The 21,839-nt window shown below is 59.2% G+C and carries 18 protein-coding genes; 5 read left to right on the top strand and 13 right to left on the bottom strand.

Annotated features, from left to right (window positions below):
• Positions 1–43: 43 nt before the first annotated feature.
• From LG294_RS06250 to LG294_RS06240, 3 genes are all read right to left on the bottom strand, one after another.
• Complete coding sequence (locus LG294_RS06250; RefSeq protein WP_404290550.1) at positions 44–937, bottom strand: sugar ABC transporter permease; 894 nt, start codon at positions 935–937, stop codon at positions 44–46.
• Positions 937–2,532: an ABC transporter permease subunit gene (locus LG294_RS06245; protein WP_404290548.1), complete on the bottom strand. Its 1,596-nt coding sequence runs from the start codon at positions 2,530–2,532 to the stop codon at positions 937–939. Before LG294_RS06245 ends, LG294_RS06250 begins: the two co-directional genes overlap by 1 nt.
• Before the next feature lie 96 nt (positions 2,533–2,628).
• Entirely contained in the window at positions 2,629–3,897 is a 1,269-nt protein-coding gene (locus LG294_RS06240; protein ID WP_404290546.1) for an extracellular solute-binding protein, read from the bottom strand.
• A gap of 258 nt (positions 3,898–4,155) precedes the next feature.
• Here LG294_RS06240 and LG294_RS06235 point away from each other — a divergent pair, with 258 nt between their 5' ends.
• Together LG294_RS06235 and LG294_RS06230 are read left to right on the top strand one after the other, a co-directional pair.
• A complete protein-coding gene (locus tag LG294_RS06235) occupies positions 4,156–5,844 on the top strand; it encodes a glycoside hydrolase family 13 protein (protein WP_404290544.1) in 1,689 nt (562 codons plus the stop codon).
• 82 nt (positions 5,845–5,926) lie between these two features.
• Positions 5,927–6,934 carry a LacI family DNA-binding transcriptional regulator gene (locus LG294_RS06230; protein WP_404290542.1) on the top strand — a complete coding sequence of 336 codons (1,008 nt, stop codon included), beginning with the start codon at positions 5,927–5,929 and terminating at the stop codon, positions 6,932–6,934.
• 53 nt (positions 6,935–6,987) lie between these two features.
• On the opposite strand, the gene LG294_RS06225 is transcribed toward LG294_RS06230, so the two are convergent.
• Entirely contained in the window at positions 6,988–8,328 is a 1,341-nt protein-coding gene (locus LG294_RS06225; RefSeq protein ID WP_404290540.1) for an MFS transporter, read from the bottom strand.
• 277 nt (positions 8,329–8,605) lie between these two features.
• Between LG294_RS06225 and LG294_RS06220 the strand changes: the two genes are divergently transcribed.
• On the top strand, positions 8,606–9,307 hold the full coding sequence (locus LG294_RS06220; protein WP_404290538.1) for an IclR family transcriptional regulator: 702 nt from the start codon (positions 8,606–8,608) through the stop codon (positions 9,305–9,307).
• 98 nt (positions 9,308–9,405) lie between these two features.
• Here LG294_RS06220 and LG294_RS06215 read toward each other — a convergent pair whose 3' ends face one another.
• The 3 genes from LG294_RS06215 to LG294_RS06205 form a co-directional block, all read right to left on the bottom strand.
• On the bottom strand, positions 9,406–10,533 hold the full coding sequence (locus tag LG294_RS06215; RefSeq protein WP_404290536.1) for an MFS transporter: 1,128 nt from the start codon (positions 10,531–10,533) through the stop codon (positions 9,406–9,408).
• Positions 10,534–10,792: 259 nt separating this feature from the next.
• A complete protein-coding gene (locus tag LG294_RS06210; RefSeq protein WP_404290534.1) occupies positions 10,793–13,858 on the bottom strand; it encodes an AAA family ATPase in 3,066 nt (1,021 codons plus the stop codon).
• Positions 13,855–15,018, bottom strand: a complete 1,164-nt coding sequence (locus LG294_RS06205; protein WP_404290532.1) for an exonuclease SbcCD subunit D — start codon at positions 15,016–15,018, stop codon at positions 13,855–13,857. The genes LG294_RS06210 and LG294_RS06205 overlap by 4 nt, the downstream gene beginning before the upstream one ends.
• A gap of 51 nt (positions 15,019–15,069) precedes the next feature.
• Between LG294_RS06205 and LG294_RS06200 the strand changes: the two genes are divergently transcribed.
• Complete coding sequence (locus tag LG294_RS06200) at positions 15,070–16,011, top strand: ADP-ribosylglycohydrolase family protein (protein WP_404290530.1); 942 nt, start codon at positions 15,070–15,072, stop codon at positions 16,009–16,011.
• 112 nt (positions 16,012–16,123) lie between these two features.
• Here the strand turns inward: LG294_RS06200 and LG294_RS06195 are convergent, their stop codons facing one another.
• The 3 genes from LG294_RS06195 to LG294_RS06185 all read right to left on the bottom strand — a co-directional run bounded on the left by LG294_RS06195 (position 16,124) and on the right by LG294_RS06185 (position 18,710).
• Positions 16,124–16,621 carry a GtrA family protein gene (locus LG294_RS06195; RefSeq protein WP_404290528.1) on the bottom strand — a complete coding sequence of 166 codons (498 nt, stop codon included), beginning with the start codon at positions 16,619–16,621 and terminating at the stop codon, positions 16,124–16,126.
• A 51-nt stretch (positions 16,622–16,672) separates the two neighbouring features.
• Positions 16,673–17,680 carry an exonuclease domain-containing protein gene (locus tag LG294_RS06190; protein ID WP_404290526.1) on the bottom strand — a complete coding sequence of 336 codons (1,008 nt, stop codon included), beginning with the start codon at positions 17,678–17,680 and terminating at the stop codon, positions 16,673–16,675.
• A 517-nt stretch (positions 17,681–18,197) separates the two neighbouring features.
• Positions 18,198–18,710 (bottom strand): polyketide cyclase, encoded by a 513-nt coding sequence (locus LG294_RS06185; protein ID WP_404290524.1) that lies wholly within the window; start codon positions 18,708–18,710, stop codon positions 18,198–18,200.
• Positions 18,711–19,150: 440 nt separating this feature from the next.
• On the opposite strand from LG294_RS06185, the gene LG294_RS06180 reads away from it, so the two are divergent.
• Positions 19,151–19,681, top strand: a complete 531-nt coding sequence (locus LG294_RS06180) for a DinB family protein (RefSeq protein ID WP_404290522.1) — start codon at positions 19,151–19,153, stop codon at positions 19,679–19,681.
• 87 nt (positions 19,682–19,768) lie between these two features.
• Here the strand turns inward: LG294_RS06180 and LG294_RS06175 are convergent, their stop codons facing one another.
• From LG294_RS06175 to LG294_RS06165, 3 genes are read right to left on the bottom strand one after another with little or no spacing between them, the layout of a single operon-like run.
• Positions 19,769–20,467: a hypothetical protein gene (locus LG294_RS06175; protein ID WP_404290520.1), complete on the bottom strand. Its 699-nt coding sequence runs from the start codon at positions 20,465–20,467 to the stop codon at positions 19,769–19,771.
• Positions 20,455–21,384: an ABC transporter ATP-binding protein gene (locus LG294_RS06170; protein ID WP_404290518.1), complete on the bottom strand. Its 930-nt coding sequence runs from the start codon at positions 21,382–21,384 to the stop codon at positions 20,455–20,457. The genes LG294_RS06175 and LG294_RS06170 overlap by 13 nt, the downstream gene beginning before the upstream one ends.
• Positions 21,377–21,766, bottom strand: coding sequence for a GntR family transcriptional regulator (locus LG294_RS06165; RefSeq protein WP_404290516.1), 390 nt, complete (start codon positions 21,764–21,766; stop codon positions 21,377–21,379). The genes LG294_RS06170 and LG294_RS06165 overlap by 8 nt, the downstream gene beginning before the upstream one ends.
• Between the last annotated feature and the right edge of the window lie 73 nt (positions 21,767–21,839).

Below are 21,839 nucleotides of genomic sequence, written 5' to 3'. Positions count from 1 at the left end.
GTCCCTTCGCCTGATAAGTGCTTTTAGAGCGTTCCTCAGCTGCCTATTTACCGGCACCCGCGGTCAGTCCGCCAACGATGTATTTCTGCAGGAAAAGGAACAACGCCATCACCGGGATCGCGGCGAGCACCGCACCGGCGGCGAACACCGACCAGTTCGAGGTGAATTCCTCCGAGACGTAGGAGTACAGGCCCACGGCGAGGGTCTGGTTCTCCGGGCTGACCAGCACCACCGAGGCGATCACGAAGTCGCTGGTGGTGGAGATGAAGGACAGCAGGCCCACTACGGCGAGGATCGGTGCGACCAAGCGCAAGATCATGGTGAAGAAGATCCGTGCGTGCCCGGCCCCGTCGATCTTGGCCGCCTCGTCGATTTCCACCGGCGCGGTATTGAAGAACCCGTACATCAGGTAGGTGTTCACGCCCAACGCACCGCCGAGGTAGACCATGATCAGCGCGATTTGGTTGTCGATGCCCAAGCCCGGGTACACGTCTCCCAGCGTGGTCAGCAGGATGAAGATCGCCACCACCGCCAGCAGCTGGGGGAAGATCTGCACGACCAATAGCGAGACCAGCCCGAAGCGCCGGCCCTTGAAGCGCATCCGGCTGAAGCTGTATGCGGCGAGGGCGCCGAGGAAGACCGAAGCGGCGGCGGTGGTCAGCCCGATGAACATGGTGTTGCCGAACCAAGCGGCGAATGGGCGCTGTTCATTGGCGAAGAGCTTGCTGTAGCTCTCGAAGCCGATGGTGGAGAAGAACCCATTGGAGGAAAGCAAGGTGCCGTTGGGGTTCAGCGACGCGGAGAGCACGTAGAGCAGCGGGAAGGCCGCGTAGATGCACAGCGCCACACCGATCAGGTGCCGCCAGCCGGTCGCTGCGAACCATTGGCCGAAGCTTTTCTTCTGCGCTGTGCGTGGGACGGTTTTTGGAGCACTCATTAGTTCAGTTCCTCCAAGGCTTTGGTCTGTTTGAAGCTGATGATCGCGACAATCGAGACGATCAGGAAAATGATGATGGAAAACGCGCTGGCCAGCCCGTAGTCGCGTTGCGAGCCGACGAAGGCGACCTTGTAGACCATGGAAATCAAGATGTCCGTGGCACCGACGTTCATCCCCGAGTCAGCCAGACGTGGTCCGCCCTCGGTGAGCATGTAGATCACGTTGAAGTTATTAAAATTGAAGGCGAAGGAGGAGATCAGCAGCGGGGCGACGGAAACCAGCAGCAGCGGCAACTTGATCAGCCGGAAGATTTGCCAGGGCTTGGCCCCGTCGATCTTGGCTGCCTCGGCCAGTTCGTCGGGAATCGACTGCAGCGCTCCGGTGCATACCAGGAACATGTACGGGAAGCCGAGCCAGAGGTTGACCCAGAGCACCGAGAACTTCGCCAGCCAGGGGTCGGTCAACCACGGGATCGACGCTCCGCCGAAGAGCACCTGATTCACGTAGCCGAAGTCCTTGTTCAGCATGCCTGCCCAAACCAGGCCGCCGAGGAAGGCGGGGAACGCGTAGGGCAGGATCGAGATGACGCGGTAGACCTTGCGTCCCTTCATCCGCAGGTCGTTGAATACGATCGCCAGGAACAGTCCGAGGAAGAAGCTGGTGGCCACCGACAGGAATGCGAAGCCAAAGGTCCAAGCCGTCACGGAGATCAGCGAACTGCGGATCGAGGAATCGGTGATCGCGCGGGTGAAGTTATCCAAGCCAACGTTGATGGACCAGCCGGGCATGAGCTGCTCGCCGCTTGCTGCGCTGTAGGCTCCGACCCCAGTGTCCTGGTAGAGAATGCCGGTGAGCGAATCGGTCATGGTGTCCGCGCCCTTGTCATAAACCAGCGTGGAGGTGTACTGGTAGGCGGTGCGGCCATCAGAGGTGCGCAGCGTTCCGTCGGCGGGATCCTCGCTCATCGGCACCGCCAGCGAGGTGACTTCCTGCTGGCGCCCGAGCAGGTCCGCGAAGGAAAGCTGGGTGTACTGCGACAGCGCGGCCGGGTCAATGGGAGCCAGCGGTTCCTCGACGTCGCCCACCAGCTGCTGCCCCTCGCGTTCGACCAGCAGGGCCAAGCCCTCGGCGCCGTCGAGCACGGTCACCGGCAGACCGGCAGATTCAGGGACGCGCTGCTGGTTCGTTTGCAGCAAGGACATGATCGCGTCGTCCTTGTCAGAGTTATGCCCGGAACCATAGTTGGTGAAGGCGATATACCCGGTGTAGCCGATCACGAATACCTGGAAGATCAGCAGGAACACCGCCCCGGGAGCCAGATACTTCGCCGGCAGCCAGCCGCGCTTGAAGTAAATGACGTTGATGGCCAAGGTGATCACCGCAATGATACTTGCGATCAGCAGCGCATCCTTGGCAACCGCCAGGAACACCGCGAAGATCGCCGTCGCGTCGAGGACCGCGATGGCCAGGATCTTGAAGAGCATCGCACCAAGTCCGGTGCTCAGGTTGCGCGTAAATCCTTGGGCCGCGGAGGAAGGCTTAGGCGGTTCATCTGCGGGCGCATGTTCTTTCGGCGCGGTGGTTTTCATGGTCATCCCGGAGTTCCTCAGACGGTCATTGGTGAACGATGATCGGTGGCAGGCAGCTGGGGTCCGCCCAAGCGGGTCGAACCCCAGCAGCCGCTCGCGTGCTTACTTGGAAATTGCGGCTTCGATGTCCGTAGCCATTTCATCCCAGCGCTTGACTGGATCCTTGGCCTTGCCGGAGATGATGTCTGCTTCGGCCACACCCCAGAATTCCCAGACCGCTGCCATCTCTGGCACGTTAGGCATCGGAACGCCGTTCTCGCCGACCTCGCCGAAGGCCGCCACGACCTCATCTGACTTAGCCGCTTCGAAGGCGGCCTTGTTTGCTGGCGGGCGATCTCCCACCTCATATAATTCGGTCTGCACTTCTTCGGTGCCGATGTAGTTGGTCAAGAACTCGGTGGCCGCCAACAGATTTTCGGTCTTGGAGGAGACGAAGAAGCCTTGGACCGCGACAAATGGCTGTGCTGGTTCGCCGCCGGCGCTAGGGATCGGGTCGATGGCCAGATCGATTTTCGCTTCTTCGGCCGCATCGACGTTCCATGGGCCGGTGATCAAGAACGGCGAGTCACCGGAAATGAACTTCTCCTTGGCGATGTCGCTGTCCACCGAGGTTTTCAGCGTGCCTTCCTTGCCCTGCTCGGCCATCCACTTGGCGAATTCTTCACCGCCGGCGTTGCCCAACTCCAGCTTGCTGGCATCGTAGGCGCCCTGGTCATCGGTGCCGAAGACCGGCGCTCCAAAGGAGGTCTGGAATGGGTAGAGGTGGAAGGGGTCACCGGTTTCGGAGACCTGGACCAGGAAGGGGAAGTCGGTGCCCGATTTTTCGCCTGCTTGGACCATGTCGTCAAAGGTGGCCGGTGCTTCGCTGGCCAGTTTGGTATTGCGCAGCAGCGCCAGGTTTTCGGTGGCGTACGGAACGCCGTAGGCCTTGCCCTCGTAGCTCATTGCGGTGACTGCGACCTCTTGGAAGTCGGCCGCTTTGTCGCCGAGTTCGACCGGCTGCACGACTCCGTTGTTGACTAGGTTGCCCAACCAGTCGTGGGCACCGATGGTGATATCTGGCCCCTTGCCGGTGGGAACCTGGCGCAGGAAGTCTTCCTGGATTTTGGAGAAGTCCTTAATGACCAGATCCACTTTCACGCCGCTGGTTGCGGCGAAGTCCTTGGCCGCCTGCTTCAACACCGGTTCGCGGTTGGCGTCGACCCAGACGGTCAGCAAGCCGGCAGATGCTGGCGCCGAAGCGGAAGCCGCCGGTGAGTTGGAGGCCGCCGGTTCGGTGGACGTGCCGGATCCGCCACAGGCGGTCAGCGAAAGCGCGGCGATGGCCGTCATGGCCCCGCCGACTATCAGGGAGCGAGTGTTCACCTTCATTGGGTGTACCTTTCGTGGCAACTTGATTGATCTGCGCCGGCTGAGTCTCGATATGCTGCGCCTGGGCCGGACGGGTTAGTGTGTCGTGAATCACGACAAGAATGTAAGCGTTTCCAGAGTGACACAATTCATCAGACTTGGCAACACCTCCCGGATTCATCAGAGATTTGCCGGACACTTAATCGAAGCAACCAAGCGCGACTTCACACTTAATTGGAAGCGTTTACAAACCTAGTTTCATCGCCTATCGTTACCGACATGACTCAATCGCGTACTCTTTCGGAATCGTCAGCGTTCGAGCACGGCTCGCAGTGGTGGCGCACCTCGGTGATCTACCAGATCTACCCCCGCTCCTTCGCCGACGCCAATGGGGACGGCATCGGAGACCTGGCCGGCATCACCTCGCGCCTCGATTCCCTGGCAAATCTGGATATCGACGCTATCTGGCTCTCCCCGTTCTTCACCTCCCCGCAAATAGACGGCGGCTACGACGTTTCGAACTACTGCGACGTCGACCCGTTATTCGGCACCCTGGCCGATTACGACAAGATGGTGGCCCGCGCCCACGAACTCGGTTTGCGCGTCATCATCGATCTGGTGCCGAACCACTGCTCCGATCAGCACCCCTGGTTCCAGGAAGCACTGAACTCAGCGCCCGGTTCCCGGGAAAGAGACCGCTTCATCTTCCGCGACGCCCCCGCGGATTCCCTGCCCAACAATTGGGACTCGGTCTTCGGCGGCTCCATGTGGACCCGTACGACTAACCCGGATGGCTCCCCCGGACAGGCTTATCTGCACATCTTCGATTCCTCCCAGCCCGACTTCAACTGGCATAACGAGGAAGTGCGCGCCATGTTCCGCGATGTCTTGCGCTTCTGGCTTGACCGCGGCACCGACGGATTCCGGGTGGACGTCGCCCACGGCATGATCAAGGCCGAAGGCCTGCCCGATTTCACCCCGCCGGCGCAAGGCGACTCCATGGGAGGGGACGAAGTGCTCGCCCCATGGTGGGGACAGGACGGCGTGCATGAAATCTACCGCGACTGGCGCAAGGTCATGGACGAGTACGAAGGCGACCGGGTGCTTTGCGCCGAAGCCTGGGTCAGCCCGCTGGAACTGATGTCCAAATGGGTGCGTGAGGACGAAATGCATCAGGCATTCAACTTCCCGTACCTGGGCACCGAGTGGGACGCGCTGGCCCTGCGCCAAGTCATCGACGACTCCTTGCGTGCCTTCCGCGCCGTCGGCGCGCCAAGCACCTGGGTGCTATCCAACCACGACGTGGTGCGCCATGCCTCGCGCCTCGCGCTGAGCGAGGACAACCCGCAGGGTGAAGGCATCGGCCCGCGCACACCAAACCACCCGGATCCGGCACTTGGACTGCGCCGAGCTCGGGCGGCATCCGCCTTGATGCTGGCCTTGCCCGGCGGCGCCTACATCTATCAGGGTGAAGAGCTCGGCCTGCCCGAAGCCATGGAACTGCCAGATGCATCCCGGCAGGACCCCACGTGGTTCCGCACCAACGGCGAGCGCTACGGCCGCGACGGCTGCCGCGTCCCAATCCCCTGGGAAGCCCAGTCCCCCGCCTTCGGCTTCAGCGCCACAGGGGAAAGCTGGCTGCCCCAGCCTGCGAACTGGGACCGCTACGCGCGTTCGGAACAGGAAGCACAGCCGGATTCGACTCTGAACATGTATCGCTCGATGCTGCGTCTGCGCCGTGAAAACCTCTTGGGCTCCGGTGACGTGCAATGGTTGGAGACTGGCAGCGAGCAGCTGCTGGCACTGCGCAACCGCGCGGTGGTCGTGATCGTGAATTTCGCCGGGCAACGCGCCGAGCTACCCGCGGAGCTGGCAGAGCTGCAGGTCCTGCAGAGCAGCGCCGAGCAATCACGGCTCGGGGTCATCGAGGCCGAATCGGCCTTGTGGCTTGGCACCGAGCGCCGGTAGCGCCCGGTAGTCTCGAATGTACGTGCGGCATCCGGGCAGCGGATGCCGCACCCACCCAGCAATGCATTTAGGAAGGGTCAACGTGGCCGGTATTAAAGACGTGGCAGAAGCCGCAGGGGTTTCCATTGCCACCGTTTCCCGAGCGCTCTCGGGCCGCGGAAACGTCTCGGCCACCACCTTGGCCGCAGTACGCCGCGCGGCCGAAGAGCTGGACTACGTCGTCTCCTCCAGCGCTTCGGGGCTAGCCAGCGGGCGGACCCGTAATATCGGGGTGCTGGTGCCGATGGTCAACCGCTGGTACTACGGTTCGGTGCTGGAAGGGATCAGCACGGCGCTGATGCGCGAAGGCTACGACACCACGCTGTACCAGCTGAGCAAGGACGTGGATCAGCGCGAAAAGGTCTTCTCCGATTTCCTCTTGCGCCAACGCGTGGACGCGGTGATCGCGGTGAACGTCGAGCTCAGCGAAGCCGAGGTGGCCGCCTTGCATGCACTGGATAAACCGTTGGTGGGAGTCGGCGGGCCGCTTCCCGGAGCGCCGACCTTGTATCTGGACGAGGAAGCCGTCGCTGCGCTGGCCACCGAGCATCTGATCGCCTTGGGCCATACGCGGATCGCGCATATCGGTGGCAGCCAGGAAACCGATCTTGATTTCAAGCTCCCCACCCACCGCCGCGCCGGCTACGAACGCGCCTTGCGCGAAGCCGGCTTGGGCGTGGACGAGGAGCTGTATATGGGTGCCGATTTCACCATGGCCCAAGGCTATGAGGCGGCCAAGCAACTGCTCGGGCACCCCGTGAACCGTCCCACCGCGATCTTTGCCGCGAGCGATGAGATGGCCATCGGTGCGATGCTCGCCGCCCGGGATCTGGGCCTGCAGCTTCCGCATGATCTGTCGGTCATCGGCGTCGACAACCACGAGCTCGCCGAGATGTTCCGCCTGACGACCATCGAGCAGCGTCCGCACGAACAGGGCGAAACTGCCGTGGCCATGCTGCTGCGCACCATCCGCGGGCTGGAAGCCGCCGAAGGGCACCAGATCAAGCATCGGCTGATCGTGCGTTCATCGACAACGCGCCCACCGGCCTGAGCCGATGAGCGCGTCGCCATTATTCAGTTCTTGTTCTTGTTCTCTAGCTTCAGCTAGCGAACGGTAGGTGCGGTAGTTTCCTCGTCCTCAACTTCTTCCAGGTGGAGGTTGCGGCCTTGGGTTTCGCCAACCCACAGCACGGCACCGGCGGAGATAATGGTCAGCACCATAATGTAGATGGCGATGGAACCGGACCAGCCCGTTGAGGTCAGCAGGATCTGCGCGACGGTAGCCGCGAAGGCACCGCCGAGGATCGAACCGAGCGCGTAGCCGATGGAGATACCCGAGTAGCGGATGCGTGCCGGGAACATCTCGGCGTACATCGCCGACTGCGGACCATAGGAAAGGCCCAAGCCGATGGTGAGCACAAAGATCGCGATCGTGTAGAGCACGATATTTGCGGTGTCCACGAGCATGAACATCGGAATCATCCAAACGAACACGATTCCGTAGCCGATGAGGAAGGTATTGCGGCGTCCGAGCCTATCCGAAAGCCAGCCACCGACCAGAGTGAAGATCAACCAGCCGACCGAGCCGATGGTAGTTGCCAGCAGGATCGGGGCCAGCTCCATCCCCAGCACCTTGGTGGTGTAGGAGATGAAGAACGCGATCACCAGGTAGCCGGCTGCGTTATTTGAAACGAAGATCAGCGCGGCCTGCAGCACCTGCTTGAGGTTCGTGTTCATCAGTTCGCGCAGCGGGGTGTGCTCGGAAGCCTTGCGCTGTGCCATGGCCTTGAAGACCGGGGATTCCTCCACGGCACGGCGGATCATGTAGCCGACAAGAATCAGCACCACCGAAAGCAGGAACGGAATGCGCCAGCCCCATGCTTGGAACTGCTCCGGAGTCATCGACACGCGCAGGATGAAGAGCAGCCCGGTCGCCAGGATCATGCCGATAGGCACACCGATCTGCGGGAAAGCGCCGAAGTAACCGCGACGGGCATTCGGTGCGTGCTCCACCGCCATCAGCGCGGCTCCGCCCCATTCGCCACCTGCCGAGAAGCCCTGGACCACACGCAAGAGCACCAGCAGAATTGGCGCGCCAACGCCGATCGCAGCGTAAGTCGGCAAGAGGCCAATCAGCGAGGTTGCCACGCCCATGAGGATCAGGGTCAGCACCAAGATCTTCTTTCGACCGTAGCGGTCACCCAAGTGGCCTGCCACGATGGCGCCCAGCGGGCGGAAGAAGAAGGATATGCCGATCATGGCGAAGGAAAGGATCTGCGCCACCGCAGGGTTCGATTCACCCAGTGGCTCCAGGAACAGCGGAGTCAGCAACGTTGCGGTGAGCTGAGCGAAAATGAAGAAGTCATACCACTCGATGGTGGTACCGACCAGGGTGCCAGCGAGAACGCGCCGCTCTTCCTGGGTGCGAGATGCGGTTATAGACATGTGCGAGTTTCCTCAGCTGAAGATGCGAGTAAATACCGACCGTTCGGACGGGTAACAAACCAATAGTAGATTACAAGTGATCATCCTCACAAGCGACGAAGGTTCGTGCCACTGCCTGGGCCGCTGAGCGGCCAGCCTGATTGCCGGTTTACAGAGATGAGTGAATTCAAAAAAAGAATTCGCCGTTCGGATAGCGAACCTTTAGACTCGCTTTAAGAAGAACTAGCGTCGAGCCCAAGGCAAGCTGTCCGTCGGAAAAGTCGGTGGCAGCGCCGGAATGAAGAAGATGTCGTCCTCGCAAACTTTGTCTCGTGGTATCCGAGTACTGGAGATCGTTGCAGACTCCACGGTCAATCTGACCATCGCAGAAATCGCCGCCGAACTCGACGTCCACCGTTCCATCGCCTATCGGATTCTGCGCACCTTGGAAGAGCACCGCTTGCTCAGCCGAGACGACGCCGGCCGGATTCGAACCGCGTCGGGATTGGCTGTGCTCGCCCGGTCTGTGCAGCGCGACCTGCAAACCGCTGCGATGCCAGAGCTCACCAAGCTCGCCAACGAACTCTCCATGACCGCGTTCATTGCGGTGTGGGAACACGATATGTGCACCACCTTGCAGTCGGTCGAACCGCTGCATTCGCACCGCGCAATTGTTCACCGACCCGGTTCGGTCCATGGCATGGATATCGGCGCCCCGGGAATCGCTATCCAGTCCAAATACACGCGCAGCCAATGGGAAGCGATGCAAACCGGAATCGAGTATCGGGAGCCCGCGCGCACCGCACGCATCGAGGGGTACGCCACCAGCGAGGATGAAGTGATTCAGGGGGTCACGGCCATCGCGGTTCCCATCTCCCACAGCGGTCCAACCCCGGCGGCAATCGCGGTAGTCTTCGCCACCAGTACCGTGGGCGATCGCGAACGCATCATCCGCGCTTTGAAGGAAGCAGCGATCAATATCGGCGACGAGCTGGACTAAAGATCCACCGCCTAGCTGACCGCAACAATAACCACAGCAGATGAGCGAAGGCTCCTTCCCCTCCGGGGAAGGAGCCTTCGCTCATTTGAAAAGCTACTCTAGCGAACGCGTCGCAACGATGGCGCTTTGGCAACGATCAGTTTCATGGCCAGCGCGGCCAGCAGAATCAAGAATGCGGCGGCGCTGGACACCCAGAAGGCCCCGAGATAGCCGGCCGAATCGGCGAGCATCCCGGCCAAACCGTTGCCGATCGAGGTACCCACCACGATGCCTGCCGATAGCAGCGTCATCACGGTGGACAGCAGCTTCGGCGGAGCGACTTCGCCTCCGAGGGTCATCACCGTGACGATCACCGGTCCCACCGCAAAACCAGCAACGAACAAGGCCAGCAGCATCCATGGCACGGTACCGGCAAAGTGCAATCCGAAACTGGCGATGGTCAGTGCTAGTCCGCAGGTGATCCAACGGTTGATCTGGCTGAAGCCTTGGGGCCAAGCGGCTACGGACACCGCAGCCAGCGCGCTGGAAATACCCATCGCGCCGTAGAGCAGTCCGCCCTGGTTCGAGTCGCCCTGGGCCCCGGCAAAGGCCAGAGTACCCGCGGCGGATGAGCCGAAGACCGTACCCAAACCGATCATGCCCAAAACCAGTGCGCCAATCGCCGCGACCCGGGCTCGCCCGATGCGGACCTTTTCGGATTGCCCGGTGGTGGCGTGCAGCTTCACGGCGTCCACGGTGCGGTGCTTGGCAAAGACGGGAACGAGCACCACCGTGAGTACCGCAGCTATCAATAACGGCAAGGTGGGGTGCAGCAGCGAAGCCAGCAAGCCGACTGCCACCGGCCCGAAGACGAAGCCAAGTTCGTCGAGCATGGATTCAAGGCTGAGCGCAGCGGTCAGTACCTTCGGGTTTTTCTTCTGCTGGCGTGTCATCGAAATCCAGCGCACACGTGACATCGGACCAACCTGTGGTCCGGTGGCACCGGCAAGCAGGGAAATCAGCACGAGCACCCCGACCACCATGCCCGCACCGCTGTTTCCATACCAGGTGAGTATGAGCAGCAAGATGGTGTGCAGGATCGCGGCTGGAATGAGGACCGGGCGCTGGCCGAAGCGGTCCGCCAGCAAGCCGAGGCTCGGTCCGCCGATGGCCGAACCCAAACCGACCATGGCGGCGCTGAGACCGCCGAGTGCATAAGATCCCGAGGAAGCAGTCACGAGGGTCATGGACCCGATGGTGAGCATTGCCAGCGGAAGCCGAGCAAAAAAAGATAACGGAAGGTACGCGGTACCAACCATAGGAACCAATGATGCAAAACCTGGTTTAGGTTCGATTATTTCGTTTGGTTCGTTGGACAACATATGTTGAGTCAACAATTCTCCACAACAAAGCGTGTGTCGTCCCACGCCCCCCGACACACAAAATTTCCCAGACATGCCTGATGGCACTACTTTCAACATACCAGCGTCTTCAGCAATGTCTAGCTCATATAGCCAGCATCACTTCTGGAGTCATATCGATGGTCGATCCATGCTGCGTCTTGGTGACAGTGACGCGGTTGGAAATGCGTTGTTTCATCTCGGAAACGTGTGAAACCAGGCCAATCATGCGGCCTCCTGCACGCAGCGATTCCAGCGCCTCCATAACCTGTTCCAAAGTCTCCGCGTCAAGTGAGCCAAAGCCTTCGTCGACGAAAAGCGTCTGCATGTCTACGGCACCGCTGTGATGAGAAATGACGTCTGCCAAGCCCAGCGCAAGGGCCAGCGAGGCCATGAAGGTTTCACCTCCGGAAAGCGTCTGCGTGTCGCGTTCCTTTCCGGTCCACGAGTCGCGCACACGCAAGCCCAGACCTGACTTCGAGTTGCCGCGGGTCGAATCATCGTGATGCAAGGAGTAGCGGTTCGAGGACATGATCATCAAGCGCTCGGTCGCAGCCGCCGCGACTTCTTCTAAACGCGCGGCCAGGACATAGGTGCTGAGCGTCATTTTGAACTTGTTCTCTCCCCCACCGCGAATCACCTCGGCCAGATCGCGTAGTCGCCGATACGTGTCGATCACCGGTCCTGATTCCGAACGGTATTCGGCCAGCGACGTGACGGATTTGCGCAGCCGTTCGAGTTGGGTCAGGGCGAGCACTTCGCCCTGGCGTGCGGCCTCGAACATCTCTTCGGCCAGCTTGGCGCTTTCACCTGCCTCGTCCAGCTCCTCCTCGGTAGGTGTTCGCATGCCCGCGGCGCTGAGTTCCTGGGCGCGCAGGTAATCCTCGGAGCCCTTCAGCGTCGCAATCGCGCTGGAACGCACCGTGTCCTCATGATGGAGTCGCTGGAATTCTTCACGCACCTCAGTGGAGAGCAGCGCGGCCGCATATTCTTCGTCATCTTCGAATCCGGCCGCATCGCGTTCGCGCGTCCAGACGTCTCGGGCTTTGTGCGCGGAGTCCACCGCCGCGAGGTATTCCTTGAGCGTGGTGAAGGCGCGATTAAAGATCGTGAATTCAGCGCGTACCTTCAGCACCACCTCGTCGATGCCCAAATCACTGCCTTCGCGCAGCTCCTTCAGTTTCTCCTCGAGCTCGGAAATCTGCGTGCTCAAGGACTCCACTTGCTGGGTGCTCGCGGCGTGGCCCATCGCTGCTTTGGCGACTTTCGAGGTTTCTTCTTCGATGCGGGTGCGCAGCGATTCGAGTTTTTGAACTAGCTCGGCTGTCTCAGCTTGTTTGGCCACGGCCAAGTCCAGTGCTTCCTGAGCCTCGCCGACCCTGGCTTGGCCTTCCTCAACGGTGAGTTCTTTGGCATCCTCGTCCGCTGCTTCGAATTTGGTGGTCGCGATGTCGCGGGCCTTGGCCTTGCGCTGTTGGCGTCCGCGTTCGGCCTGGACTTCTTTTTCTAGCTCTTCAAGCCGTTCATCGTCGATCAGTTCGGCACCTGTTTCAGCCACTGCTGGCTGCGGGTGTTCCAGTGAGCCGCACACAAGGCACGGTGATCCGTCTTCCAGTGCCGCCGCAAGACGCAGGGCGCTCTGAGCTAGTTGGGTGCGTTGCGCGGCGATATGCACATTTTCCGCGGCATTGAGCTTCAAGCTCTGTTCGGCATACTCAATTTCGGCTTCGGTCAGTGCAATTCGGAGCTTATCGCGGAGCTTGACCTGTGCTACCAACTCCTGTGCTGCCTTCAGTTCGTCAGCTGCATGCTGCTTGGCAGTGGCGGCGGATACCGCATCGAGCTTTTGAGGATCCACGGCAAGCTCATCGCGTCCAACGCGCAACTGTTCCAGAATCTTTTCCGCGTCGGTGCGGGACTTGAGCTGCTTGGCGGCCCGCTCGATCGAATCTTTATGTTCTTGTTCAAGGCGCTTCTGCTTGGCCTCGTCACTAACCGCGGCCTTGAGGACTGCGAGTTGATTGTTCAATTTCAGCGCTCGCACTCGAAGGGCCTCTAGATCTTCGGCGTTGGGCTGGAGTTGCATTCCGTGTTCCTTCAGCAATGTGGCTTTGCTGTCTTCCCACGGTGCTGTCCGTACTTTCAGCTCACGCTGGGTGTCTTTGACTTGAGCTTCATAGCCGCGGATTTCGGCGGCCCGCCCATGAAGCTCAATAGCCTGTCCGGCAAGGACTGCTGCGGGATGCTTCTGTTCATGCGCGGCTTCCAAGGCCAGCAATTCGGCGTGGCGGGCAAATACCCGTTGACGTTCGGCCAGGGATTGCTGGTTTTTAGTTGCCTTGTCGCGTTGCACTCGTTGCTTTGCGGTGACTTCCTGATGCGTCGCGGCCAGGTCCTGAATGCGGGCATCATAATCGGCAAATTCTGCGTCTAGATCTAATGCTTCAGCCACTTCTTCCACGGGCGCGTCCGGGTCCACAGTCTCGTGGACCGCCAAATACTCGGTGGCTTCCTCGCGAATGCCATTTTCACGTGCGCTGAGCGTCGCTTCAATATCGGCGGCCTTTTTGCGTTCTTCGCCCAGACGCAGGTTGAACTCATCCTCGATCTTCGCGTAATCGCTGGTGTCGAAGAGGTTGCTCAGCAGTTCTTCGCGAGCGGTAGCCTTAGCGCGCAGGAAGTCGGCGAAACCACCTTGTGGAAGCATCACCACCTTGGTGAATTGATCGCGGTCCAACCCCAAGAGGCCCCCGAGCACCTGTCCCACTTCGTCGTTGCGCGTGGACAGTGCTTCCCACTCCCCTTTGACCAATTCGCGCAGTGCGCTGGAAGCTTTTTGCTCGGTGACGCCATTCTTGCCGCGCTTGCTCGGACGCATCCAGGCCGGCGATCGGGTGACTTCGAAACGCCGGTCACCAATGGTCAGTTCGCAGATGACCTGCGGCTCGACTCCCTGCGCCGCATGGTCCGAACGGATCTGCCGGCTGCCGGCTCGATTACCTGGCAAGGATCCGTAGATGCCGTAGCAAATTGCGTCGAGAATGCTGGATTTGCCGGCGCCGGTCGGCCCGTCGAGCAAGAACAGGCCGCCGGCGGCTAGCTCGTCAAAATTGACTTCTTCAACGCCAGCGAAGGGGCCAAAAGCCTGAATTCGAAGCCGATGGATTCTCATTTGCTCACCTGTGCTTCACGAGTGGTTCGAATGACCGAATCGAGCAATTCACGTTCGAGTTCGTCGGGTTGCCGGTCCCTGACATGTTCAATGAAGTCCGAGCAGACTTCCGCGGTGCTGGTCGCCTTGGCCATGCGTTCGGAGTACGTCGATTTCTCCTTCGCTTGGCCGCCGTGCGGGTCAAAAGTTAGCACCACCGTGTCCGGGAATCGGGTCCGGACTTTGCTCATCGCGTCGGCCGGGCGCTCGGCGTCGGTCAGGGTCACCTGGCACCAGGCGTCCTTGGCGTAATTGAGGGTTTCATCCGCGAGCAAGTCGTCCAGGTTTCCGCGGAGCACGGCCAGCTTTTTTGGCACCGAGAGGATGATTTCCTCGTATCCGGTGATGCCGTCGGCTCCTGTGTCGATCAGCCATACGCCCTTGCGCTGGTTCACCTCGGAGAAAGAGTAGGCCAGTGGCGACCCCGAATAACGGATGTGTTCGGTGATGCGTTGCCGACCATGCAGATGCCCCAGCGCGGTGTAGTCGAAGTTCTCAAACAGGCGTGCGGGTACCACGTCCAGGTTTCCGGTGCTCAGTTCCCGTTCGGAGTCGCTGCCCTGGCCTCCAGCTGCAAAGAGATGAGCCATGGCAACGGAGACAACCGGCGAACCCTGCTCGCGCAAGCCGGCCAGGTGCCCTTCGATGCGCGTGACCGCCGCATCGACCACTGCTTCATGGCTGGCCCTGTCGACCTGCAGTTCGTCCATGACCATGCGTGGTTCCAGATAGGGGATGCCATAGACGGCCACTTGATGGTCACCGCCCTCGAGCAGCACCGGTTCGAGCATGCGTGCGGTATCGGCGAAGATATGCACGCCAGCGGAATCCAGCAGTGCCGAGGCGAAACCCAGACGAGAAGCGGAATCGTGATTGCCGCTGGTCAGGATCAGTGTCGCCCCGGTCTTGCGAAGTTCACCAAGCGCCCAGTTGCATAGCCGGACCGCGTCGACATGCGGCAGCGCCCGGTCGTAGATATCACCGGCGACCAGTACCGCGTCCACCTGCTGTTCGCGGGTGATATCGATGATCTCCTGAAGCACGTTGCGCTGTGTTTCAAGCAACGACGCACCATGGAAGGTCCGTCCCAAATGCCAGTCTGAGGTGTGAAGCAATCGCATGAATCCACCTTATGCAATTACTCGGACAGAATGAGCACTAGAATGTGTTGTGTGAATGAAACCGGTGAAATTGCACTCCTGCCAGAGAACTACTCAGACAAGGTGTTCGCGATCCTGCTCGGCATAGCCGACGGCGCAACCCACGCCCGCGACGATATCGATCCCGGCGCCACCGAATTACTCCCGCTGTATATGGCTGACGGGCTGCTCGAAGCCCTCGAATGGGCCAACGACGGTGTGGGCAGTGATGAAGCGGCCTGCATGTGGCTTGCCTCGCTGCGCGGCTACGCACAACTGACCGGGTCTTTCCCCACCGGCGCTCCCGAACCACTGAAACGGTGGATCGATACCGAGTTCGCCAAGGTTGAAATACACGACGGCATCATGCCCGGCGATCCACAGAACATCGCCGGACTAAACTCCGCCGATATGGGTCAGCGAGTTCGACCCACTGGCCCCAATGCCGATTCCACCGGTGTGCTTCCGCGTGCTGCCATAGCAGCGCTGCTGGCCCGCGTACCCGTAGATACGACGGTAACCGTGGCCCGCTCGGCTGCATTCCTGACACACGATACCCAAGCGGCAAATACAGCCATCGCTGCCGCGAAGATCATTCGTTCAGCCATGGAACGCTCCGAAGAATCGGCCAGCGAGTGGGAAGGCATGCTCGAAGGACTCGAAGGCCCTTCGTCCGACGCCTTGCGCCAGGTTGTTTCGATCATCCGAGATTCGGTGCATTTGTCCCCGACCGATGCTTACGAAGCATACTTCGATAACAAAGGGCCTGCTGAGACCGAGGAAGAATCGGATATCGAGGCCGAAGAAGCACCGGCAGAAGACGAGAACAGCTCACGCGACCCGGAAACCGATGCGTACGCCGTAGCCCTGCTAGCTGCCGTTTACGGTTCCGATGCGGTGGGCGACCGTCCTGCCTCCGCATTGGATGACATCATTTCCGAGCTGCATGATCGTTGGATGGCTTTGCTCGTCTAATTACGCAAGAGTTCAAAGAGGCAGTCCGAAACCAACTATTTGGTTCCGGACTGCCTCTTTTCTGTTCATTGCCGCCCATGACGTGTGGATCAATGGGGCTGCGCGAAGGCTCTTAGGCCTTGGAAACCAAAACCAATTCTTGCGCGTCATCGGTAGAGGCGTTGTTCTCAGAATCCGGGAAAACGAATTTGTGCAGCGCCCACCAGCGGAAAATCATGGCCAGCAGCGTGCCGATAATCGGCCCTGAAATGAAGTCAGCGATTTCTTGGCTCAGGAAAGAAACCTGCGGATAGTGGAATCCCAAGATCCAACGTGACACGTACAGTGGAGCCGAATTGATGCCGATGCCAATCAGCGAAACTGAGAAGAAGCCGATTGCCTGTACGCGCTTGCGGAAGGCACTGTTTTGATGCTGAAAGGTGTACTGCCGAGTGAGGATGAAAGAAACGATTGTCGCAACGCAGTTAGCAATAATGAAAGCGGTCGTCGGGTGCTGTTCGAGCACGGTGAATTTCAGACCGTAATTGACGACCAACGTCACCACAAAGCAGAAACCGCCCACGCCGATGAAACGCAAGAGTCTGGTTAACACGCGATTTTTATCGCTCAAATTTGCTCCGTGATCGTTAGTGGCTGAAGAATTTACTGCGGTTGCCCGTGGTTAGCCCTGGACAGCCATTCCGAAACCTTCGACCAGCTGCATGAATTCGCCCTCGGAGATGATCTCCACGCGTTGTCCCTTGTCACGCAGTTTCAGCACGTGCTTGGCTTTGTTTGTCAGCCGCCCGTTGGAGAGGTCCTGCGGCACAAATCCATCTCCGACAACCAGCGCGGTCGTTGCCCGGGTGACCCGCGAGGCGGTCTGCGCGCCGTAGTTGGCGGCCCATTGCTTTGCCTTGGGGCGGGGCACAGCGAGGTTACCGGTGAAGACCATCACCTGTCCGAATAACGGATGCGTCGGATCGGCATTCGAATTCGGTTCAGGATTATCGCCCTCCTGCGGCCATGAGCCGAAGGCGTCTTGGGGCGGCAGCGAGTGTCCGCTGGCAATCCATCCCTGAGCGTCACGGGTTGCTCGGGAGAACTCTTCGCCTGGATTCCACGCGGCAGTCAAGCCTAGTCCGACACTGTAATGATCGGCGGTCTGCAAGACGGTGCTCGTATTGCTGCGGTGTGCAATGTCAATCATTGCCCACGCGCAAGCCTCGGCATCGGCTAGGGCTTCGTGGTGGTTTTCGATTGGGTGCCCTGCCTCGTCGGCGACGAACGGCAGGGAGTAGCTTGGCAGATCATAGGCTTTGCGCGATAGCTTGACCGTGCAAAGGTGAGCGATTTGCGGAACCGAAAGCTCACTGGCTTCGGAAGCGGCTCGAATAACACCCGAATCGAATGCAGAGTTGTGAGCGACGAGAACATCGGAACCGACAAATTCAAGGAGGTCACCAAGCTTTTCGCCGATGCGTGGAGCGTGCGTGACCATATCTTCGGTGATGTGGTGGATCGAGACGTTGCGTGGGTCGAAATGGTCGAAACCCTCCGGAGGCCGAAGCAGCCACTGTTCGGTTTCGACGATACGTCCAGAACGGACCTTAACCAGGCCGACCGAGCAGGCCGAGCCGATAAATCCGTTTGCCGTTTCAAAATCTAGCGCTGTGAAGTCCAATGACACGCATGCCAGTTTACTCCCTTTAACTAGTTCGACGTCATCCATGTCTGCGCAATGGGATCGTTTGCCTGCAGCTCATCCGTATGACCAAGCATTGAAGATCTCAGAAAACAGAGCTTTGACTTGTATGTATAAACTTTTCTTCCAATGCATATTAAACTGTTCAGAGCAAGACACTTCACATGAGATGGCGCTGAGGTATCGGCATTTATCTGGAGATGCATGCCCGTTTTGGCGTCGGACCACCTGCGCACCGTGATTCATCTCCTCTGCAATCTTGAGGTCTTATTCCAGGGTTTGCGGAACTGACCCCGCCGATACCGCTCCGAGGTTACCCGCCCACGACTTCACGCTGATCTGCGTAACAGGTTGGCAATCGGCTTTGAGGTCTGGGTGCCTGGCACGAGTCTCGTCTTCGGCGAGACGGTTCTTCGTTTTAGCTTGCACCTCGTGAAGGTGTCGCCGAACGACGCGTTGGAAGCGCTGATACCCAGTAGCTCCGAATACGCACCAGCAACTACTATCCAGACTGCGAGGGAAAGAGCGCCTCGTAGTAGCCGCTCAGTGCTGGGTAATAGTCCGGCTCGAAACGGACGTCATCGGCGTTTGCACCGGAAACGGCGGCAACCAGTCGGTCTAGGTAGTATTCCCATCCAGGCCCCACCGAACCGGCCATATTTGGGTCGAGTTCTGGCATCTTGAACACCAGCCGACTGCCGTTCTCTGCTTCCTCAATCGACAATTCCAATTGCCAGACATCGGCGCCTTCCCCTGTGCGCACGGCAAGACGGTAGGCCGCACGGTCGCAGCTCAGAATCTCAACTTTCTCGCGGGGCGTACCTTCCTCGGCGCTCAGGAGCACTTCCACTTCCCCACTGCCAGGATCACCCTCCCAACGGCCGAACCACAGAGCAGTTCGATCCGAAGCAGCTAGGTAGGTCCAAAGCTCAGCGGCACACACTGTGAATTCCCTGCGCAACTCCAAGGCCCCGTCGGGGGTGCGCGCTCCGGTCGGCAGGACGTTCATGGCCACTCTCCAGATTCTCCATGCGGAAGCCGAGATGGAATTCGGATCCGTTAAGCTCGACGACAATGTAAGTAGAGTAGCAAGACTGACAACACCAGAGGAACAGGTAGGCATTGCCATTCTCGGTCAAACAGCCCCTATGGACTGACACGGCCTTGGATATTCGGGCAGGCTAAGCCATCATCATTTACCGCCTTTGGACTGCTCTTCTTTTCGACATCATTGACCACGAAAGCAAAATGGGTTCTTCCTATTTCATGCCCTTCAGCGTCTCCTCGCGCTTCTTAATTACTTTGAGATGACCTGCAATAACTCAAGAATGGGTCGAAGAGTACCGAGCTCTTGGGTACGGCCCAGCTGATTAGGAGGCTTCCTCCCGCCACCGGCGCATCGTATCCTTGGGCACAGCACTTTCCATCCAGACGTTGAGTCAGTCGAGGAGCACCATGGTTTCGATATCCCCCGAACGCCAAGACATCTTGGATCTGCTCGCCGAGGCCCGGTTCTTCTTGAAATATACGACCCGCGACCTTAGCGATGAACAGGCCAGGCTTCGCCCCACGAGTAGCGCGCTTTGCCTAGGCGGACTCATCAAGCACGTCACCGTCGTTGAGGATTCTTGGGCGCGCTTTGTCACCGAAGGCATGGCGGCGCAGTCGGTCAATGGGAAGCATTTTGCGCAGTGGGGTGCGCAGGAGTACGCGATTCGGCAGGCCCAGTTTGAAATGGGCGCAGATCAAACCCTGGAAGAAATCATCGCTGCCTATGATGAATGCGCAGCACGCACCGACGAGGTGGTGGCTACCGTTGAAGACCTAGACCGGCGTTTCGAGCTGCCGCCGGCTCCATGGAACGAACCGGGTGCGAGCCGTAGCGTGCGCTGGTCATTGCTTCACATCGGTTCCGAGACTTCGCAGCATGCAGGTCACGCCGACATCATCCGAGAGTCCATCGACGGAGCGAAGTCAATGGGCTAGGGCTCATGCTGCATCGCGTCACCGGGCAGCAGAATACCCAGGAAGCGTTTCGTGCGCTCCCCGGGTATCAGGCCGTTTATCTAGTGACTAGGCCACAGTTGCTTTGCGCAAAGTCAGATATGAGCCTCCAGCCATAGCCACCGCTACGACGCCACCCCACAGGGTCACCCCTGCCGCAGTCCAGGTGATTGCCCAACTCCAGAAATTATCCCAAAAATCACTGAAGGTCATCAGCGCAGCAACGCCGAGGAGGACAACTCCTAGTCCAATGAAGAAGACCACCATGCCGGTCGTTTTCCAGCGCATGTAGATCGTGGCGATCAAGAATCCAATCATGAACAGCAATACCATCAGCACGAAATAGAAACCGATCTGAACCGCTGCGTTGTTATCCGCGATCCACTCCAAGGCGAAGAACCGGGAATCCAACCACCAGCCACCGGTAGCCTTTTCCACAAGACCCATCAGGTAGTAGAAGACCGATAGCGCCAGCGCGCAGGCCGAAAATAAGAGGACCGTTCCGAGGTAGAAACTGCGCCGTGAGACGCTCATGGCTTGGGAGAACGGGAAGGTTAAGGTCAGCGCCTGGATGCCTAAGGCCAAAAAGTACCACATAGGCGCCTGAGCTCCGCCACCATAAACTGCTCCCTCAGCTCCGGCTTCGCGGACAATCCAGAAGATCGCCAGCGAGAAAAAGAAAGAGCAGGCAAGAATCAACAGCGGGAGGCCAACAAAAACCCATTTGTTGATCAGCTGCATGCGAACTACCTTTATTACACGCTCCATTGCCTTGCCTCCTCATCACCCTCGGGCGTTGCGCTCTGAACTGACTGCCCCATGGCGGTCCGTACGACCAGTTGCTGTAATGAAACTGGGCTTAGATCGAGCCCCAGCTCTCGTGCTTCGGATTTCTGCGCCTCGGTGAGCCGCGCTCGGATACTGATGCTTGCCAGCGTTCCCAAAGCATCTCGGTGAATGACCGGGTAGCCCTGGATAAACTCGTGCACCGTGCTTGCATTACCGCTGACCGTCACCGCTGCGCCCTGTAGCGACTCCGCATCGCTGTCCATCACAATGCGACCACCATCAATGATGATCACGTGTTCAAGTAGATTGGCGACCTCGTCGATCAGGTGGCTGGAGAGCACGATCGTGCGTGGATAGAGCGAGAAATCTTCAACCAGTCGGTCATAGAAGATCTGCCGAGCCACCGCGTCCAGGCCCAAATATGGCTCGTCAAAGAAGGTAATCTCAGCTCGTGAAGCCAGACCGATAACAACACCAACGGCTGAAAGCTGACCGCGGGATAGCTTCTTGATCTTGCGCTTCATCGGCAGATTGAACTCGGAAATCAGCTCTTGGGCCAACTCTTCATCCCAATTCTCGAAGAAGAGAGATGCCGCCTTGAAAGCCTGACGGGCATTGAACTCATCGGGGTACTTCTGCGATTCGCGAATAAAACAGATGCGGGAGAGTGTTGCGTCATGCTCAAAGGGCGCGTGGCCGAAGATCTTGATCTCACCACTGCCGGGGAACCCTTGGCCGGTGAGGATCGACATCAGCGTCGTCTTGCCGGCGCCGTTGCGGCCCAGCAGACCGTAGATCTTGTTGGATTCCAGCTGTAGGGTGACGTCATCCAGCGCCTTGACATCTTTGTACGTCTTGGTCAGATGGTGCGCCGAAACTGCCATTGTCTTAGACATCGCTCATACCTCCGTGACTCGGATCCAGTGGGTGTGCGGATTTAATCATGTCCATCAGCTCCTCGACGCCGATGCCGAGTTTCCCCGCTTCGGTTGCCAGCGGCTGGACATACAGATCATGAAACTTCTGTCGACGCTTTTGCCTCAGCCGTTCCGGCGCGCCCTGTGCTACGAACATTCCGATCCCCCGCTTCTTGTACAACAGCCCTTCTTCGACGAGCTTATTGATTCCTTTGGCCGCAGTTGCCGGATTGATCCGGTAAAAGGCGGCGAATTCGTTTGTCGACGGCACTTGGGCCTCTTCGGCAAGCACGCCCGAGAAAATATCATTTTCAATCAGCTCGGCGATTTGCATGAAAATCGGTTTCGAATCATCGATCACGCCATGCACTTCCCCTCGTTATTGGAACCGAATCACCAACTTAGTTGGTTGGTTCATTACTCATGTAACTAAC

The sequence above is a fragment of the Glutamicibacter arilaitensis genome (assembly GCF_044793945.1).
GTDB lineage: Bacteria > Actinomycetota > Actinomycetes > Actinomycetales > Micrococcaceae > Glutamicibacter > Glutamicibacter arilaitensis_B.
The sequence above is the reverse complement of the archived record's forward strand: the minus strand, read 5'-3'. Positions and strand labels throughout refer to the sequence as shown.